This window comes from Streptomyces sp. PA03-1a (assembly GCF_033792805.1).
Lineage (GTDB): Bacteria > Actinomycetota > Actinomycetes > Streptomycetales > Streptomycetaceae > Actinacidiphila.
In genome coordinates this window covers 19,869-37,405 of sequence record NZ_JARAVO010000076.1, presented here as the reverse complement: position 1 = coordinate 37,405, position 17,537 = coordinate 19,869, and the positions used below count along the sequence as shown (strand labels likewise).

Sequence of the window (17,537 nt, the reverse complement as noted above, 5' to 3'; positions counted from 1 at the left end):
GCCCACCCCCGCCCCGGAACCCGGGCCCGGACCGGAACCGGGCGTGGGCGCGGGCACGGGCACGGGCGACGGCGAGGCCGAGAGCGAGGGCGAAGGAGCAGCCGACGACCTGTACGCGCGCTTCACCACCGCCTTCCCCGTCCCGCCCGACATGCGGCCCCTGCTGGACGCCCTGGCCAAGGGCCCCGGCACGCCCCAGGGCATGGATCCCGCCTTCGTCGCCGACGCCGAGCGGCGGTTGCGCGAGGCGCTGGAGCGGACGGAGGCCGGCAGCGCCGAACGCGCGTGGACGGCCGGCCTGCTGATGGCGGTCATCGGGATGCGCTACATGGCCGACCAGGACGCCGCCGTGATCGAGGAGGCGGCCGCGCTCGGCGACCGCGTCCTGGCCGAACTCCCCCACGGCTGCGCGGAGCACGTCCGCCTGGTCCTCGCCTCGGCGCCGTGGCAGCACATGCGGGCGGTGCTCGCCATGGACACCGGCGCCCTGCGCGCCTGCTGCCGGGAGCTGCGCGCGGCGCTCGACCTGCTGCCCGGGGACGCGCCCGAGCGCGCCGCCGGGGAGGTCGAGTACGCCAATGCGCTCACCAACCTCGCCGGGCTCACCCAGGACCCCGTCCTGGCCGCCGAGGCGCGCCGCAGGATCGCCGACGCCTCACGGCGCGTGGAACGGACCCCGGGCCTGACGGACCTGCTGGGCGGGATGGTGACCTCGTACGGCCACTGGGCGGACTACACCGACGCCACGGTCCGCGGGGACCGGCGGGCGGCGCGGGCGGCCGAGGTCGCGTTCGTGGCGTCGCCCGCGGGCGAGATGCCGGCGCTGCGGTTCGAAGTGGCGCGCATCGCGATGGCCGACGCCCTGGAGCACCACGACTGGGCGGCCGCGGCCGACGCGGCGGCACGGGCCCTGGAGACCCTGCCGTCGCTGGCCTCGCGGGCCCTGGCGCGGGAGGACCGCCGGGCCACCGTCGGCGGGGCGCTGCTCGGCCGCCGCTACCCCATGGCGCACCTGGGGGTGGACGGCGCCGACCCGTCGGGGGCGGGCCGGCCCGATCCCCTGACCGGTACGAGCCTCGGCCGCACCGGCTGCGCAGCAGCGCTCGCCGCCGGGCGCCCCGCGCAGGCGCTGGCGCTGCTGGAGCGGGGCCGGGCCGTCCTGATGGGCCAGGACCTGGAGGCCCGCGCCGATCTGACCGCCCTGTCCGCGGCGCACCCCTTGCTGGCCCGGGAGTTCGCCGGGCTCGGGGGACGCCTGCGGCGGGCCGAGGCGGGCGAGGACTTCATGGAACGGCACGTGCCGGCCGCCGAGTGGGAGGCGCTGCTGATGCGCGTCCGCGGCAAGCCGGGCTTCGAGCGGTTCCTGATGCCGCCCACGGAACGAGAGATGCGCGCCGTGGCGGCGCAGGGACCGGTCGTCGCGGTCAACGTGGACCGGCTCCGGTGCGACGCGCTCATCGTCACGCAGGAGCGCATCTTCTCCGTTCCGCTGCGTGAGCTGACGGAAGGACAGCTGGCCCTGCGGGCACAGGAGTTCCTCGGCGCGGTCAGCCTGCCGCGGACCGCGCCCGACGAGGAGCACGACCGCGCCCGCGAACTCGTCCTGGACACCCTCGCCTGGCTCTGGCGCACCGTGGCCGAGCCGGTGCTCACCGCCCTCGGCCTCACCCGGCCGCTCCCCGCGGACGCCCCCGCGTCGGCCGCGCCCCGGCTGTGGTGGTCGGCCTCCGGGCCGCTGGCGTACCTGCCGCTGCACGCGGCCGGACTGCAGCGGCGGCACCAACTGCGCGACGCGAGCACCGTCCTGGACCGGGTGGCCTCCTCCTACACCCCCACCCTGCGCGCCCTGCGGCACGCCCGGCAGGTCTCCTCCGGCCGCACCGGCGGACGGCTGCTCGCCGTCGGCCGGCCCACCGGCACGGCGGGCTCGGCGGGCGCCTCGGCCCGTGAGGTCGCCGCGATCGCGGACGCGCTGGGCGGCGTACGCGCCGTCGAGGGCGAGGCGGCCACGCCGGAACGGGTCCTGTCGGCCCTGCGCACGGCCCGCTGGGTGCACTTCGCCTGCCACGGCGTCAGCGACCCGCGGGACCCGTCCGCCAGTCACCTGCTCCTGCACGGCGGGCCGCTCAGCGCCGCGGACGTCTCCCGGCAGGAACTGCTCTACGCCGAGCTGGCGGTGCTGCTCGCCTGCCACACCGCGCACACCGGGCAGCTGCCGGACGAGGCCGTCCACCTCGCCTCCGCCTTCCAGACCGCCGGCTACCCCCAGGTCGTCGGCGCCCTTTGGGAGGCCGACGACGCGGTCTGCGCCCTCCTGGCCGCCCGCCTGTACGCAGCGCTCCGCGGCCCGGCGCCCGGCGCCGTCGCCCCCGCGGACGCGGGCCGCGCCCTCAACCACGTCATCCGCGCCCTGCGCACCCGCTACGCCCGCTCCCCGGCGGTTTGGGCGCCCTTCGTCCACATCGGCCGCTGAGCCCCGCGACGGGACGTCAGGCGCCGCCCAGCGGTCCGGCCAGGTCCGGGTGCACACGGGCCGGGTCGACGGTGGTCACGGTGTACGCGGCGACCCCCGAGGTCACCAGGGGGTCCTCCGCCGCGATCCGCTCGATCGTCCGCCGGTCCGTGCCCCGGGCGAGGATCACGCCGCCCTCGGACGAGGGCACCGTCTGCCCGGAGAGCAGGAACGTGCCGGCACGGTGGTGGCGTTCCAGGAACGCGACATGGGCGGCGACGAAAGGCCCGGCGTCCGCTTCCGATCCGGTGTACGTCAGGAACAGCAGGTGCAGCATGCTCGTCCGATCTCGTGGCGGGCCGGGCGGCCCGCCACATCATGGCAGCGCCCGCTCCCGCGGGGTCATCTGCGGCGGCGCAGCACCAGGTCGAGCTCCTGCCAGGTCGCCGGGGCGACGGGCCCCGGCGGGACGGGGATCCCCACCGCACGGGCGACGGAGCGCAGACGCAGGTCCACGACGGCGTCGGCGAGGTCCGCCAGGGCGAAGAGCCGTTCGCGGCCGAGCCACCAGGCGGCGGACACGAGCACGGCGCCGACGACGAGCGCGGGCCACCACGCGGTGACGCAGGCCAGCGCCGCGTACAGCAGGCCCCATCCGCACAGCCGGGTGGACGCCTCGAAGGCACCGGCCGCCGTGCGGATCTCCCCGCGGTCGGCCTCCGTGGCCGCCAGCCACAGGCGCGGCCAGACCGCCGTGAAGGGCACCGCGTAGTACCCGCCGACGCGGTGCTCCAGGGCGTGCATCCGGTCGCCCATGCGGGTGGGACGGGCCGGGGGCAGGGGCGCGATCCGGTCGCGGCGTGCCTCGGCCGCCCGGGCGGCGGCCAGTTCGGCCTCGTCGCCGTCGCGTTCGTGGTTCCGCAGGTGGGCCGCGACGTCCGCGTCGGCGCGCTCGCGCCGGACGCGGCGCCGGCGCACGAGCCATTCCCCCGATCCTCCCGGCCAGGGCCCGAGCCAGAGCACCTGGACGGCGCGGGCCAGCAGTTGCACCGCCAGGCCCGGTACGACGGCGAGCAGGAGCGCGGCCACCAGGGCCAGGAAGAGCGCGGCGCCGCCGTGGGCGTCGGTCCAGTCCGCGTAGCGCTCGACCTCGTGCAGCAGGCGGCCCGCGTCGAACGGCCCCCGTCCGCCGAGCACATGGGCGGCCCATGCGGTGCCGAGGAAGAGCGATCCGGGCAGCGCGAGCAGGGACACCCAGCGCTCGGCGAGCTTCCCGCCGATCTCGTCCAGCAGACCCGCCACCGCGCTAGTACCCGCCTTCCGGGCCGCTGCGGCCCCGCGCCGCCCGGCGGGCGCATCCGCCGCGTCGCCCGCACGGACCGGCCGCCCGTGCCGGACGCTTCCTCCACCGTGGGACTGCGCGCACCGGACGCTCCTCCTTCACCCGCAGGGACCGGGACGACAGGCCTAGTACCAGACGGGCCGCAGTTCGGCGTCGAACATCGCGCAGTGCGGGGCGGTGACGGACGCCGTCGGGTCCTCGCTGCGGGCGCAGACGCCGCGCGGGCAGCGGTGGCGCAGGAGGCCGCCGCCCCCGCCGGTCATGCCGGGCACCTGGGCGTAACCACCCGCGTCCTTGCGGGAGTCGAACCGTACGCCGAGCCGGAGCCCGAGGTCGGTGACCAGCTCCAAGTCGCCGGCGCCCTGCCGTACGGTCTCGGCGACGGCCTCGAGCTCGGCCGCTTCGGCCGGGTCGCCGCTCGCGGCGCGCCGCAGCCGCGGCAGCGTCTCGCAGAAGGCCATGACGTCGTCCTCGGTCACCGGACCAGCCTACTGATCTGCGATCATTGCCGTATGGCGTTCACCGAAGAGCTCGCCCGGGCCGTGCTCGCGGCGGACGGACAGGACGGCGCGAAGCTGATCGCGCTCGGCGAGAACGCGGTGCTCGAACTCGCGGACGGCGTGACCGTCGCGAAGGTCGGCCGCGGTCCCGAACTGCTGGACCGGGCCGCACGCGAGGTGCGCACGGCGTCCTGGCTGGCCGCGCACGGCGTTCCTGCGGTACGGGCGGCGGCGCCGCAGGCCCGGCTGGTCGAGGGGCACCCGGTCACGTACTGGGAGCGGCTTGCGGACACCGTACGGCCTGCGGAACCCGCCGACCTCGCCGCGCTGCTGCGGCTCGTGCACGCCCTGCCCGAGCCGGACTTCGCCCTGCCGCGCCGTGACCTGCTGGACGGGGTGGAGCGGTGGCTGCGGCTGGCCGGGCCGGCGGTGGACCCCGCGGACGCGGCGTACCTGCGCGAACGCCGGGACGGTTTCGCCGCCGCGGCGGCCGCACTGACCCCGCACCTGCCCGCGGGGCCGATCCACGGCGACGCGCTGCCGCGCAACGTGCACGTCGGCCCGGACGGTCCGGTCCTGGTGGACCTGGAGACCTTCTCCGCCGACCTGCGCGAGCACGACCTGGTCGTCATGGCGCTCAGCCGTGACCGCTACGGCCTCGGTACGGACGCCTACGACACCTTCACGGCCGCCTACGGCTGGGACGTGCGCGAGTGGGACGGCTGCGCGGTGCTGCGCGGGGCGCGGGAGACGGCGAGCTGTGCCTGGGTGGCGCAGCACGCGCCGGGCAACCCGGCGGCGCTCGCGGAGTTCCGCCGGCGGGTGGCCTCGTTGCGGGACGGCGATCCGGCCGTGCGCTGGTACCCCTTCTGACCCTTCCTGCCTCGCCGTCCGGCTCGGGCTGCGAGGATGGGCACCCCTTCGGCCTGGGCGGTGTCCATGTCAGATTCCTCGATCGTGCGTCGTGTCCTCGCCGACCGTCCCTTCGCGGAGGTCGGTGAACCGCGCGTCGCCGTCGCGGACGAGCGGCTGGGGCGCCTGGTCGTGGGCGGCGACATGGGGTGGATCTCCTGGCCGCAGTCGGGGCGGGCGGGGACCGACCGCTGGCCCCGGTACCGCGTCGGCGTCTACGACGCCCGGGACCTGCGCTGCCGGCACGTGTACGAGTGCCCGTGGCCGGTGAACTCCGTCGCCTTCCATCCGCTCCTCCCGCTGGTGGCCGTGGGCGTGGGCCGCTACGACGGCAGCTGGGACTTCGAGGGCCAGCTGCTGCTGATGGACCTGGAGTCGGGCGACGTGCGGCCGGTCCTGGACGGCGGCCGCGAGGTGACCTCCGTCCGGTGGGTGGACGGGCGGCGCCTGCGGCTGGTCGTCACCCCCGAGGACAAGGACCACGAGTACGCCTTCAGCCACGGCTTCGAGTCCGTCCTGGAGCGCGAGGACTGGCGGGCGGTGCCCGCCCGCTCCGTCGGGTACCGCGAAGTGATGGGCCCTCGGGTGCCGTACGCGTACCCCGAGGGCGGCGACGCCCGCGACCTGCTGACGGAGCGTGGCACCGCCCTGGGGACGGCGTGGGCGCCGCGCCGTCAGGTGCGGGCCGTCGAGGTGCTCGCCGACGGCCGGGTGCTGGCGACGGCCGAGGGCGCGCTGCTGGAGTGCCGGCTGCCGACGGGGCAGCTCCAGTGGTCGGTGCCCGACCCGGACGGCGGGCAGCAGATCCACGTGGCCGCCGACCAGCGGTCGGCCTGGGTCAACGTCCGGCACACCCTGCGCCCGTCGGGGCAGGGGTGGCAGCGCTCCGGCACGCTGGTGCAGCGGGTGTCCCTGGCGGACGGGCGGTTGCTGGAGGCCTTCGAGCCCGGTCACGCGGTGACGTTCACCGGCAGCCGTGACGGCCGGCTCGCCGTCCGGCAGGGAGGGCCGGATCAGGGGGGCGGCGCGACCCGGCTGCTGGCCCCCGACGGCACCGAGGCGGCGCGCTTCACGCTGACGGCGAGCGACTTCCGTCTGCGGCGCGGCGCTGAACTGCTCTTCGTGCGGGACCTCCACGGTGTGCCGCGGGGCCGGGCGTGGGTCGGCGCGCTCGACGGCGGGGCAGCGGACGCCGAGCCGGAGCTGCGCAGGCTCTTCCCCCTCGACTGGGAACCCGGGCGCGGCTCCCACCTCTTCCCCGGACCGGCCGTCCGGCTGGACGGCGACGCGCTGGTCCAGGCCGCCGTGGTCCGCGACGCGGGCGAGGCCCCGGCACGGAACGCCTTCGTGGTGCGGCGCCGGTTCCCGGACGGCACGCCGGAGTGGGTGTTCGCCGCCGACGAGCCGGTCACGGCCCTGGACGCCGACGAGGACACCGTCTACGCCGCGCACCGGTCCGGGGAGGTCGTGGCGCTCGACGCACGCACCGGCAGCCCGCGCCGACGGCACCGGCTGCGCGTCGACGGTCAGGTGGTCGTGCCCCTGTCCCTCGCGGCGGCCGGTGCCGGCAGGTTCCTGGTCGGGACCGTGGACGGGCGGATCCTCGACTGCGCCCCGGTCGCGCCGGCGGACCCCCAGGTCACCTCGGCCGGGGGATGACCGGCCAGGCCTGCTCGACGACGGCCGCCGGGTCGGCGGTGCGCCGCAGGTACGCCTGGAGGGAGGCCGACTGCTCGGCCGCCGCCCGGACCTGAAGGGCGTGCAGGTCCGCCAGCGGCATCAGGCCGACGGGCTCGTGCCGCTCCCCCATGCGGCGCACCACGCGGGCCGCGGCCACCGCGTCGGCCCGCGCGTCGTGGGCGCCCTCCAGTTGCACGCCGTAGTGGGCGCACAGCGCCTGCAGCGCCCGCCTGCCCTTGCGGTACTTGTCGACGTGCTTGTCGATGACCAGCGGGTCGATGACCGGCGAGGGCACGCCGCCCAGCCGTTCGCTGACCGACGCGACGCCGTGCCGCCGGCACTCGCGGTCCAGCAACGACAGGTCGTAGCGTGCGTTCATCACCACCAGCGGTGTGCCCGAGCGCAGTACCTCGGCCACGGTGCGGGCGATCTCCTCGACCGCCGCACCGGCCGGGGCGCCGTGCGCACGGGCGTGGGCGGTCGAGATGCCGTGGATCGCGGAGGCCTGCTCGGGTATGGCCACGCCCGGGTCGAGCAGCCAGGTCCACTCCCGCGAGACGGCCCCGTCGGCCTCCAGCCGTACGACGGCGGCGGTGACGATGTGGTCGGTCTCGACGTCGGTGCCGGTGGTCTCCAGGTCGAACGCGACCAGCGCGTCGCTGATCCAGCTCATCGCGCGCCCCCCGTGACCGTGGCGCTCACCGCGCCGCGCGGGCGGTCGCCCGCGGTCCTCCCCCGTCCGGAGCCGGCCCGCCATGCCCGGCGTCGTCCCATGCCCATGTGGCGTACGTCCTTCCCGCAGTTCCCCCGTGTGCCGCTCCATCATCCCGCGCGCCACTGACACTCCTGCGGCCGGGCTGCGGGGGAGGTCCGGCCGCGGCGGCCGCCGGGCCGTCAGGAGACCGGCCGGGAGTCGGCCCAGACGCCCTCGAACTCCTCGCGGTAGATCTCGAACAGCCCGTGCTCGGCCTCGGGGGCCTCGCCGGCCCTGATCTGCACGAGTTCCCGCGGCCCGCCGCGCAGGATGAGGACCGGCGCCTCCATGCCGCGGGCCTTGCGCAGGTAGGGCTGGACGACCGCGATGCCGTCCGAGGTGTCGCCGTCCACGAGGTAGGCGGTGAAGCGCGGGGTCTCGTCGAAGACCCGGATCTCGAACGCGGCGGTGTCCCGCAGCCGGGCCCGGACCCGCCGCATGTGCATGATGTTCATCTCCACGGAGCGGCTGAGCTCGCCGCGGCCGAGGCCGAGTTCGCGTTCACGGCGGCGGACGGCGCTGCTCGCCGGGTTGAGGAAGAGCAGCCGCACCCGGCAGCCGGACTCCGCCAGCCGCACCAGCCGCTTGCCCGAGTAGTTCTGCACCAGCAGGTTGAGGCCGATGCCCACGGCGTCGAGGCGTCGCGCGCCCCCGAACAGGTCCTCGGCGGGCAGCTGGCGCTGCAGCCGCACCCGGTCGGGGTAGACGCCGACGACGTCGGCGTAGCGGTCGGCCACGAGCTCTTCTACGGCGTCCACCGGCAGCCGCTCGGCGGAGGGGTAGCCGGGTCCGGAGCCGAGCATGTCCAGCAGCCGGGCGGCGGCCCGCTCGGCCTGGTCCAGCACGGTGCGGGACAGGGCACGGTTGCGGGAGACGACGTGCCGGGCCACCTCCAGCTCGTCCAGGGCGAGTTCGAGTTCCCGGCGGTCGTCAAGGTACGGCTCGAAGCACGGCCAGTGCTGGACGACGAGTTCACGCAGCTGCGGCAGCGTCAGAAAGCTGAGGATGTTGTCGTCGGCCGGGTCGAGCAGGAACCCCTTGCGGCGGCTGACCTCGCGCACGGCGGCGGCCCGCTGCACCCACTCGTGGCCGGCCGGGCCGGCGGCCGCGACCACCCACTCGTCGCCGTGCACGGGTTCGTAGATCGGGCGCAGCACGGCGTTGACGACGGCGCGCAGGCGCTGTTCGACGAGGTTGAGCCACACGTAGGCCCGTCCGGCGCGCCGGGCGCGGGTACGCACCTCGGACCACTCGTCGGCGCCCCAGTCCAGTTCCGCTCCGATCTCCAACGGCAGTGCCAGGGAGGTGGTGCCGGTGGTTCCCTCGCCGATGCCGCCGCCCGGGTCCCCCTGATCACCACCACCGGGGAGCACCAGACCTCCCGACATCACGACTGCACCCGCCTTCCCGCCCCCGTCCACGATCAAGGAAGGGTACTGCGGGGCGGGAGGCGGTGCAGCCGTAACGACGCTACTTCACCACATGCTTACCGGGTCCGGCGCGGCGGGACGCTCAGTGTCCCTGCCCGTTGTGGCCCGAGAGCTCGTCCGGTGTGAGCGGGCTCATGGCCGTCACGTCGCGTGGCGCGAGCTGGAACCCCTGCCAGTGGATCGGCATGGGGCTCTGGTCCTCGTCGCGCGGGACGTGGTGGAACCCGACGTTGACCCACACCACCGGGTGCTTGAGGGCCTCCCCGTCCGCCCACTTGTCCACCGAGGTCCCCCGCCCGTTGCAGGCCGGGTCGCTGTTCCCGCTGGCCAGCTGCTCGCAGGCGCGGTACTGGGTGAAGTACACGTCCTTCGAGGTGTAGGCGTGGGCGTCGTAGTGGTCGGAGTGCTGCTGGACCAGCTCCCAGGAACGCGGATGCCGGTCGGCGTTCTTGCCGGCCGTGGAGACCACGCGCCACCAGCGGCGCAGCGCGGAGGAGGCGGCCAGCTCCTTGGTGACCGGGGTCCTGGTGGTCTTCAGGACGGCGGAGCCGGAGCCCTGGCCGGCCTTCTTGGTGTCGAACTGCTCGACCTTGGCCTGCGTGGAGCCGTCCAGGCCGAAGTTCAGCCGCCAGAAGACCGAGTGGTAGTGGCTGGTGGAGTGGTCGTGGTCGCCGGTGCCGATGGGCCAGCCGGTGCCCTCTCCGCTGTAGTCGCCGGGCGACAGGTCACCGGTGGCGCCCATCTTGGCGGTGATGGTGCCGTCGTCGGAGAAGTTCCACTGGGTGACGTACTCGTACCAGCCGAGCTGGGAGACGGAGAAGACCACCAGGTCGCTGCCCTGCTTGGTGTACTTCGTGGAGTTGCCCTGGTCGTCGTACACGTCGCTGCGGTAGGCGTAGCCGTGCGGGGCGGTGGTGGTGCACAGCGCCTTGACGTTCCGCTGCTGCTGCGGGACGTAGGCGGAGCTGATCGTCCCGCCGGGGCACTCCTCGGGGCCGATGTCGACCGCGGTGTTGCCGAAGCCGATGTCGGACAGATCGTTGTACTCGGTCAGCCCCGAGTCGTACGGGACGTTGACCTGCGCGAGCGTGGCCGAGGTCAGCACCTTGAGCGGCTGCGGTTCCCTCTTCGGCTTGTACGCGATCTTCTCCAGGACCAGGCCCTTGGTTCCGCTGATGCGCCAGCACATGCTCCAGCTGGTGCCGTTCGGCAGGGCCTTGGTGATGGCGGTGGCGGTGCCGCAGTCCACCGCGGCCGCGGTGCCGGCCCGGGGGGCCGCGCCGGCCTCGCCGGCCGTGGAGCCCGCGAAGAGCGCGGGCAGGAGCAGGAGCGCCGAGGCCGTACCGATGGCCCGGCGCACGTTGGTGGTGCGCATGGTTGCTGGGTCTCCGCTCTTAGTGGATTCGGCCGACGGTGCGATCGCTGAGGTCGACGACCAGATGGGTCGTATCGATCCACGGCCCGTCCTTCACCTGTGTGAACAGCCGTACGCACCGGTGCTCGCCACACTTGGCCAAACCGGCCGGGGCGGACTGCTCGGCGGTGTTGAACGAGATGCCGCGCAGCCGCAGCTGGTCGGGCGAGGTGAGCTCCCGGCCCTTGGTGGCGGCCGTGAAGTCGGCGCGGAGGCCCTTGCCGAGGGCGTCCCGGATGAGCAGTTCCGCGGCCTCCCGGGTCTCGTCGTTCGAGGGCGGCGGCTGCATGCCGGTGGCGGTGTCGGTGTGCTCGACGGTGCCGGCGGTGAGGTTGACGGTCTTCTTCACGAGCCGGTCGTGCCCGTAGTCGTAGAAGAGCACCTCGACCCGGCGGGCCTGGTCCGCGGACGCCTGCGTGGCGTCGGCCGGTTCGGCGAGGTCGGTGTCGAGGTACTCCGGTCCACGCTCCCCGTCCACGTCCTGCGCGCTGCGCAGCGCGTCGCGCTGCAGGGCTATGGACTTCGCCCGGTCGACCTCGGCCTTGGTCAGAGGCCCGCGACCGGTCTGCTGTCCACCCTGGGGCGCGTCGTCCTCGATCACCCCACCGCTGCCCGCGTCCTGCTGCCCCGGCGCTCCCGACGCGGCGGCGGGGCCGCCCGTCGTGGAGTGGTCGTCGCCGGCGGCGTCACGCGGCAGGGTGACGGCGATCATCACCGTGGTGGCGGCGACGGCGACGCCGCCACCCCACAGGGCGCGCCTGAGACCGCGCCCGACCCCTCCCTTTCGCGGTAAGGAGCGGCTTTCCCCCTGATCTGTCACTTAGATCTCCCCTGTGTCGTACTGTCACTCTTATCGACGGGACCTCGACGGCACAGGTTGCCCCGGGACGGTGGATTCTTGCGGCAGGCAGGGGAATTGGGACACCCGTAACGGGGAAGATCTTGGCGATTCCACGCCCGGAGGGGCCCAATTGCGTGACGATGCCCTTTTCGGCACCGAAGTGGCCGGGGTGCGGCCTACCGGCGCCCGGCGGACAAGTGGAAGAGTCGACGACATGCAGGTCTGGCCGGGTCAGGCATATCCCCTCGGCGCCACGTACGACGGCGCCGGCACCAACTTCGCGGTCTTCTCGGAGACCGCGGAACGGATCGAGCTGTGTCTGCTGCACGACGACGGCTCGGAGACCGCCGTCGAGCTGCGGGAGGCGGACGCCTTCGTCCGCCACGCGTACCTCCCGGGCATCATGCCCGGTCAGCGCTACGGCTTCCGGGTCCACGGCCCCCACGAGCCGACCCGGGGCCACCGCTGCAACTCCGCGAAGCTGCTGCTGGACCCGTACGCGAAGGCGATAAGCGGGACGATCGACTGGGACGAGGCGGTGTACGGCTACCGCTTCGGGGAGCCCGAGTCCCGCAACGACCTGGACTCGGCGCCCCACACCATGACCTCGGTGGTGGTGAACCCGTACTTCGACTGGGCCGAGGACCGCAGCCCCCGCATCGACTACCACCGCACGGTCATCTACGAGGCGCACGTCAAGGGCCTGACGATGCTCCACCCGGAGCTCCCGGAGGAGATCCGCGGCACCTACGCCGCGCTCGCCCACCCCGCGGTGATCTCGCACCTGACGGAGCTGGGCGTCACGACGCTGGAGCTGATGCCGGTCCACCAGTTCGTCCACGACCACCGGCTGGTGGACGCGGGGATGCGCAACTACTGGGGCTACAACACGATCGGCTTCTTCGCCCCGCACAACGCCTACGCCTCGATGGGCGACCGCGGCCAGCAGGTGCTGGAGTTCAAGACGGCCGTGCGCGAGCTGCACCGGGCGGGCATCGAGGTGATCCTCGACGTGGTCTACAACCACACGGCCGAGGGCAGCCACCTGGGGCCGACGCTGTGCTTCCGGGGCATCGACAACGCCTCGTACTACCGGCTGGCCGACGACCCGCGCTACTACACGGACACCACCGGCACCGGGAACTCGCTGCTGATGCGCAGTCCCCACGTGCTGCAGATGATCATGGACTCGCTGCGCTACTGGGTCACCGAGATGCACGTCGACGGCTTCCGCTTCGACCTCGCGGCGACCCTCGCCCGGCAGTTCCACGAGGTGGACCGGCTGTCCTCGTTCTTCGACCTCGTGCAGCAGGACCCGGTGGTCAGCCAGGTGAAGCTGATCGCCGAGCCCTGGGACGTCGGCGAGGGCGGCTACCAGGTGGGCAACTTCCCGCCGCTGTGGACGGAGTGGAACGGCAAGTTCCGCGACACGGTGCGCGACCTGTGGCGCGGCGAACCGGCCACGCTGGCCGAGTTCGGCTCCCGGCTGACCGGTTCCTCCGACCTCTACCAGGACGACGGCCGCCGGCCGCTCGCCTCCATCAACTTCGTGACCTGCCACGACGGCTTCACCCTGCGCGACCTGGTGTCGTACAACGACAAGCACAACGAGGCCAACGGGGAGAACAACCGGGACGGCGAGAGCCACAACCGCTCGTGGAACTGCGGCGCCGAGGGCGAGACCGAGGACGAGGACGTGCTCGCCCTGCGCGAGCGCCAGATGCGCAACTTCATCGCCACCCTGATGCTCTCCCAGGGGGTGCCGATGCTCGCCCACGGCGACGAGTTCGGCCGCACCCAGCAGGGCAACAACAACGCCTACTGCCAGGACAACGAGCTGGCCTGGGTACCGTGGCCCAAGGAGGGCGACGCGGACACCGAGCGGCTGCACGACTTCACCCGCCAGATGGTCTGGCTCCGCCGCGACCACCCCGTCTTCCGCCGCCGCCGCTTCTTCCACGGGCGGCCGGTCGAGGGCACGCACGACGACCTCTCGGACATCGCCTGGTTCACCCCTGAGGGTGAGGAGATGGCCCAGGACGACTGGCAGGAGACCCAGGCCAACGCCCTGGTGGTCTTCCTCAACGGCAGCGCGATCTCCGAGCCCGGCGACCGCGGGGAACGGATCGGCGACGACTCCTTCCTGCTGATGTTCAACGCCTGGTACGAACCGCTGGACTTCGTGGTCCCGGTGAACCACGGCAAGGAGTGGCAGGTGGTCGTGGACACCCAGCGGCCGGAGGGCGTGCCCCCCGGCTCGGGGCGCAAGGTGACCCAGGGCGACCGGCTGCGGCTGGCCGACCGCAGCATGATGGTCCTGCAGCGCCCGGCGTAACCGGCCGCCCGATGTGATGGGCGCACCGGTCGGCGGGGTAGTCAGTCCACCATGACAGAAAGCGCCGCGACCCCGCCGACCGCTGTCGTCCCCTCCGTGCCGAGCGCCACCTACCGGCTCCAGCTCCAGCCCGACTTCCCCTTCGCCGCGGCCGAGGCCGTCGTCCCCCATCTGGCGGCGCTCGGCGTCTCCCACCTGCACCTCTCCCCCGTGCTGCAGGCCGTGCCCGGCTCCACGCACGGCTACGACGTCGTCGACCACACCCGGGTGCGCGAGGAACTCGGCGGCGAGAAGGGGCTGCGCGCGCTGGCACGCACCGCCCGGGCGCACGGCCTCGGGCTCGTCCTGGACGTGGTCCCCAACCACATGGCGGTGCCGGCGCCCGAGCATCTGGCCCGGCCGCTGTGGGAGGTGCTGCGGGACGGGCCGCGGTCCCCGTACGCGCGCTGGTTCGACGTCGACTGGGCGGCGCAGGGCGACCGGCTGCTGCTGCCGGTGCTGGGCGGCCCGCTGGAGGAAGTACTGCCCGACCTGCGCGTCGAACGCGACCGCGCCGCCGGCGAGCGGGTGCTGCGCTACCACGACCACGCCTTCCCGCTGCGCCCCGGCACCGAGGAGCTGCCGCTGCGCGCGCTGGTCGACGCCCAGTGGTACCGGCTCGCCTGGTGGCGGCAGGCCCGCACCGAGCTGAACTACCGGCGCTTCTTCACCATCTCCGAGCTCATCGCGGTCCGCGTCGAGGACGACGAGGTCTTCGCCGCCACCCACGCCACCTTGCTGCGCCTGCTGGACGAAGGTGTCGCCGACGGACTGCGCATCGACCACCCGGACGGCCTCGCCGACCCCGCCGGCTACCTGCGGCGGCTGGCGGACGCCTCCGGCGGCCGCTGGACGGTCGTGGAGAAGATCCTCACCGGCGACGAACGGCTGCCGGCCGACTGGGCCTGCTCCGGCACGACCGGCTACGACGCCCTGGACCGCCTCGACGGGCTGTTCACCGACCCGGCGGGCGTCGAGGAGATCACCCGCTTCTACCGCGCGTTCACCGCCGCCCCCGCCGACGCGGGCGGCGAGTGGCAGCCGACCGTACGGGCCGCCGCCGAACGCATCGTCACGCACGACCTGGCCGCGGAGGTGGACCGGCTGACCCGCTCCGCGGTCCGCGCCACCGGGCTGGAGCCCGCCGCACTGCGCGAGGCGATCGAGGCGACGCTCGTCCGGCTGCCGCGCTACCGCCCGTACGTCGTCCCCGGCGAGCCCGCGGACGCGGAGGACACCGCCCTGCTGGAGGCCGCGGCCGGTGCCGCCGGGCACCCGGCGGCCGGGACGGTGTGCGACCTGGCCCTGGGCCGGCACCCGGGCGGCGGGGAGGCCGCCGCGGACTTCGTGGTGCGCTTCGCCCAGGTCTGTTCGGCGCTGCGCGCCAAGTCCGCCGAGGACACCGCCTTCTACCGCTACCACCCCCTGCTCAGCCTCAACGAGGTCGGCCGCGAGCCGGACCGTCCCGCCACCTCGCCCGAGGACTTCCACGCCTTCTGCGAGCGGCTGCGGCGCGACTGGCCGCTGACCGGGACGGTGCGCTCCACCCACGACACCAAGCGCAGCGCCGACGTCCGCGCCCGGCTCGCCGCGCTGAGCGAGCTGCCCGGCGAGTGGTCCGGCTGGCTGGGCGAGGTCTCGGCGGACCTGCGGGAGTACCTGGAGCACCGCGGGGCACCGCTCCCGGCGCGTCATGCGGAGTACCAGGCCTGGCAGTACGCGGCGGTCTTCTGTGACCCCGGTGCCGCGGAGCCGGTGACCGCCACCATGCTCAAGTCGGAGCGCGAGGCGGGCCTGCGCACCTCGTGGACCGACCAGCGTCCGGAGTACGAGCAGGAGCTGACCGGCTTCGTCCGTGAACTGGTCGGCGGACCGGCCGCCTTCGCCACCGGGCGCATCGACCGCGCCCTGCGCGGGCCCGAACGCGTCAACGTCCTCGGCGCGCACCTGGCGCACCTGACGATGCCGGGCGTGCCCGACGTCTACCAGGGCGACGAGGAACGGCAGTTGCTGCTCGTCGACCCCGCCAACCGCCACCCGTACGACCCGGGCACCGCGGAGGGCGACCCGAGCGAGAAGCGGCGGGTGACCGAGTTCGCGCTGCGCCTGCGCCGGGCCCGCCCGCAGTGGTTCACCGGCCCGGAGGCCTCGTACGAGCCGCTGTACGCGCGCGGCCCGGCCGGGGAGCACTGCGTGGCCTTCGTCCGCGGCGGGCGGGCGCTCACGGTCGTCACCCGGCTGTCCCGGCGGCTCGCGCACGCCGGGGGCTGGCGCGGAACGGAGCTGGTGCTGCCGGAGGGGGCCTGGACGGAGGTGCTGACGGGCCGTCCGTTCCAGGCCGTGGTGCCGCTGGCGGAGCTGCTGGACCGCCTGCCGGTGGGCCTGCTGGTGCGTGACGTCGACGAGTGAGGTCCCGGGGGCGGGAGATTTCCGGTACAGACGGATACGGAGCACGAAAGCCGGTAATGTCCCGCCCATTGAGCGCCGTCGGGGCACCCCCCGGCGGCGCGGGGGAAGGGACGTCCATGCTCCGGAAGTGCGTGCCGGCGCTCGCCGCCGTGCTGCTGGCGGGCGGCTGCGGCGGCGGGTCCGCCCCCGTCCGCACGGCTGCCGCGGAACCACCGTCGACGGGATCCTCCGTGAACGCTCCGGACGGCACCCCGCCCGTCCCGGAGAGCACCGCGCCGTCGCCGTCCGCCGTGGAGCCGTCCGACGCGGTGGTCACCGAGGACGGCACGCCGGCCGGAACCCCCTCCGACGGCGCCGGTCCGTCCGTCGACCCGGACGGGGCGCCGGCGGGCGGCCCCGGGCGACGAGCTGCGACGCCCTGCCAGGCAGCGGCACCTTCACCGACCCGCTGCAGCTCGGCGTCGTCGACGGTCCCGTGGTCGCCGAGGGCTGCGCGCCGCTGACCCGGGCTCGCCCTTCAACGTCCGGTACTTCTCGTTCACCCTGCCCGCCGCGCCCGGCGCGGACGCGCACGCCGGACCGTCGTTCGCCCTCACCCAGGACGCGCTGGGACCGGTGTACCCGGCCGTCGTCCTGCCCGGCGGGTGGGTCCTCAAGCACAGCCTGGGGTCCGGCTACTGGACGGGGACGGAGCCCTGGTTCACGGGCCGGTACCAGCCGATCGCCGACCTGGCGCCGGGCACCTGCATCCTGCATCCTGCGCACGGAGAAGCTCGACTCGCCCCTGCACTCGCTGACCACGCCGGCCTACGACGTCGTCGTCGACCCCGGCGGCACGGCCGCTGGCCACTGATGGACCGTCAACCGCCGTGCGGCACGCCGTTGCTGACCCCGAGTCGCACGACCGGGCGCGCTGTACGGTATGCGGCATGTATACCGATATTCCCTTCATCCCGCGTCTCGCCGGGGTGCACCACGTCACGCTGCCCGTCGGCGATCCGGCCCGTTCGGAGGCGTGGTACGAACGGGTGCTGGGCCACCACCGGATCGCGGAGTTCACGGAGGGCGGCGCCTTCGCCGGCATCGCCATGGCCCACCCCGGCGGCGGACCCGTGCTGTGCCTGCGCCACGACCCCGCCCTCGCCGCCGCCTCCGCGGGCTTCGCGTGGTTCTCGCTGGGCGTCCCCGACCTCCCCGCGCTGGAGGCGCTGGCCGCCCGTCTGGACGCGCTCGGCGAGCCGCGCGGCGCCGTCGTCCGCACCGCCCGCGGCTGGCTCCTGGCGCAGCTGCACGACCCGGACGGCCACGAGTTGCGCTTCGCGACCGCCGACGAGGGGCCGCCGCCGTGCCGCGGGCAGGTCCTGCGCCTCGCGGGCGGCCGCGAGCCGCTGCTCCGGTCCCGCACCGCCTGAGCGACGCGGGCCTCACT

At 74.5% G+C, this 17,537-nt stretch carries 13 protein-coding genes; 6 read left to right on the top strand and 7 right to left on the bottom strand.

Annotation, left to right across the window (positions count from 1 at the left end):
* Positions 1–2,473, top strand: a 2,473-nt coding sequence (locus PV341_RS18925; RefSeq protein WP_500358456.1) for a CHAT domain-containing protein, incomplete at its 5' end; no start/stop codon positions are given.
* A 16-nt stretch (positions 2,474–2,489) separates the two neighbouring features.
* On the opposite strand, the gene PV341_RS18920 is transcribed toward PV341_RS18925, so the two are convergent.
* The 3 genes from PV341_RS18920 to PV341_RS18910 form a co-directional block, all read right to left on the bottom strand.
* The gene (locus PV341_RS18920; protein ID WP_500321776.1) at positions 2,490–2,789 is read right to left on the bottom strand and encodes a YciI family protein; all 300 of its coding nucleotides are present in this window, start codon (positions 2,787–2,789) and stop codon (positions 2,490–2,492) included.
* A 65-nt stretch (positions 2,790–2,854) separates the two neighbouring features.
* A complete protein-coding gene (locus tag PV341_RS18915) occupies positions 2,855–3,754 on the bottom strand; it encodes a hypothetical protein (protein ID WP_500321777.1) in 900 nt (299 codons plus the stop codon).
* Between the two features lie 165 nt (positions 3,755–3,919).
* Positions 3,920–4,273 carry a hypothetical protein gene (locus PV341_RS18910; protein WP_500358454.1) on the bottom strand — a complete coding sequence of 118 codons (354 nt, stop codon included), beginning with the start codon at positions 4,271–4,273 and terminating at the stop codon, positions 3,920–3,922.
* A gap of 33 nt (positions 4,274–4,306) precedes the next feature.
* Between PV341_RS18910 and PV341_RS18905 the strand changes: the two genes are divergently transcribed.
* Positions 4,307–5,167 (top strand): phosphotransferase enzyme family protein, encoded by an 861-nt coding sequence (locus PV341_RS18905; RefSeq protein WP_500358452.1) that lies wholly within the window; start codon positions 4,307–4,309, stop codon positions 5,165–5,167.
* A 66-nt stretch (positions 5,168–5,233) separates the two neighbouring features.
* A complete protein-coding gene (locus PV341_RS18900) occupies positions 5,234–6,865 on the top strand; it encodes a PQQ-binding-like beta-propeller repeat protein (protein WP_500321781.1) in 1,632 nt (543 codons plus the stop codon).
* Here PV341_RS18900 and PV341_RS18895 read toward each other — a convergent pair.
* The 4 genes from PV341_RS18895 to PV341_RS18880 all read right to left on the bottom strand — a co-directional run bounded on the left by PV341_RS18895 (position 6,846) and on the right by PV341_RS18880 (position 11,196).
* Entirely contained in the window at positions 6,846–7,559 is a 714-nt protein-coding gene (locus PV341_RS18895) for a 3'-5' exonuclease (protein ID WP_500321782.1), read from the bottom strand. The two genes, PV341_RS18900 and PV341_RS18895, sit on opposite strands and share 20 nt — an antisense overlap.
* Positions 7,560–7,780: 221 nt before the next feature.
* Entirely contained in the window at positions 7,781–9,028 is a 1,248-nt protein-coding gene (locus PV341_RS18890) for an SAV2148 family HEPN domain-containing protein (RefSeq protein WP_499514625.1), read from the bottom strand.
* A 124-nt stretch (positions 9,029–9,152) separates the two neighbouring features.
* On the bottom strand, positions 9,153–10,445 hold the full coding sequence (locus PV341_RS18885; RefSeq protein WP_500321783.1) for a copper amine oxidase: 1,293 nt from the start codon (positions 10,443–10,445) through the stop codon (positions 9,153–9,155).
* A gap of 19 nt (positions 10,446–10,464) precedes the next feature.
* Positions 10,465–11,196, bottom strand: coding sequence for a Tat pathway signal sequence domain protein (locus PV341_RS18880; protein WP_500321784.1), 732 nt, complete (start codon positions 11,194–11,196; stop codon positions 10,465–10,467).
* 343 nt (positions 11,197–11,539) lie between these two features.
* Here PV341_RS18880 and glgX point away from each other — a divergent pair, with 343 nt between their 5' ends.
* The 3 genes from glgX to PV341_RS18865 all read left to right on the top strand — a co-directional run bounded on the left by glgX (position 11,540) and on the right by PV341_RS18865 (position 17,520).
* Positions 11,540–13,660: a glycogen debranching protein GlgX gene (glgX, locus tag PV341_RS18875; protein ID WP_500358450.1), complete on the top strand. Its 2,121-nt coding sequence runs from the start codon at positions 11,540–11,542 to the stop codon at positions 13,658–13,660.
* A gap of 51 nt (positions 13,661–13,711) precedes the next feature.
* Positions 13,712–16,108 carry a malto-oligosyltrehalose synthase gene (gene treY / locus PV341_RS18870; RefSeq protein ID WP_500358449.1) on the top strand — a complete coding sequence of 799 codons (2,397 nt, stop codon included), beginning with the start codon at positions 13,712–13,714 and terminating at the stop codon, positions 16,106–16,108.
* A gap of 929 nt (positions 16,109–17,037) precedes the next feature.
* Complete coding sequence (locus PV341_RS18865) at positions 17,038–17,520, top strand: VOC family protein (protein ID WP_500321787.1); 483 nt, start codon at positions 17,038–17,040, stop codon at positions 17,518–17,520.
* Positions 17,521–17,537 lie beyond the last annotated feature (17 nt).

What these genes read in the sequence shown, in the direction of transcription:
- PV341_RS18920 (WP_500321776.1), bottom strand. Translation starts at nt 2,789, where the DNA reads ATGCTGCACCTGCTGTTCCTGACGTACACCGGATCGGAAGCGGACGCC.
- PV341_RS18905 (WP_500358452.1), top strand. Translation starts at nt 4,307, where the DNA reads ATGGCGTTCACCGAAGAGCTCGCCCGGGCCGTGCTCGCGGCGGACGGA.
- PV341_RS18900 (WP_500321781.1), top strand. Translation starts at nt 5,234, where the DNA reads ATGTCAGATTCCTCGATCGTGCGTCGTGTCCTCGCCGACCGTCCCTTC.
- PV341_RS18895 (WP_500321782.1), bottom strand. Translation starts at nt 7,559, where the DNA reads ATGAGCTGGATCAGCGACGCGCTGGTCGCGTTCGACCTGGAGACCACC.
- PV341_RS18890 (WP_499514625.1), bottom strand. Translation starts at nt 9,028, where the DNA reads ATGTCGGGAGGTCTGGTGCTCCCCGGTGGTGGTGATCAGGGGGACCCG.
- PV341_RS18885 (WP_500321783.1), bottom strand. Translation starts at nt 10,445, where the DNA reads ATGCGCACCACCAACGTGCGCCGGGCCATCGGTACGGCCTCGGCGCTC.
- PV341_RS18880 (WP_500321784.1), bottom strand. Translation starts at nt 11,196, where the DNA reads ATGATCGCCGTCACCCTGCCGCGTGACGCCGCCGGCGACGACCACTCC.
- glgX (WP_500358450.1), top strand. Translation starts at nt 11,540, where the DNA reads ATGCAGGTCTGGCCGGGTCAGGCATATCCCCTCGGCGCCACGTACGAC.
- treY (WP_500358449.1), top strand. Translation starts at nt 13,712, where the DNA reads ATGACAGAAAGCGCCGCGACCCCGCCGACCGCTGTCGTCCCCTCCGTG.
- PV341_RS18865 (WP_500321787.1), top strand. Translation starts at nt 17,038, where the DNA reads ATGTATACCGATATTCCCTTCATCCCGCGTCTCGCCGGGGTGCACCAC.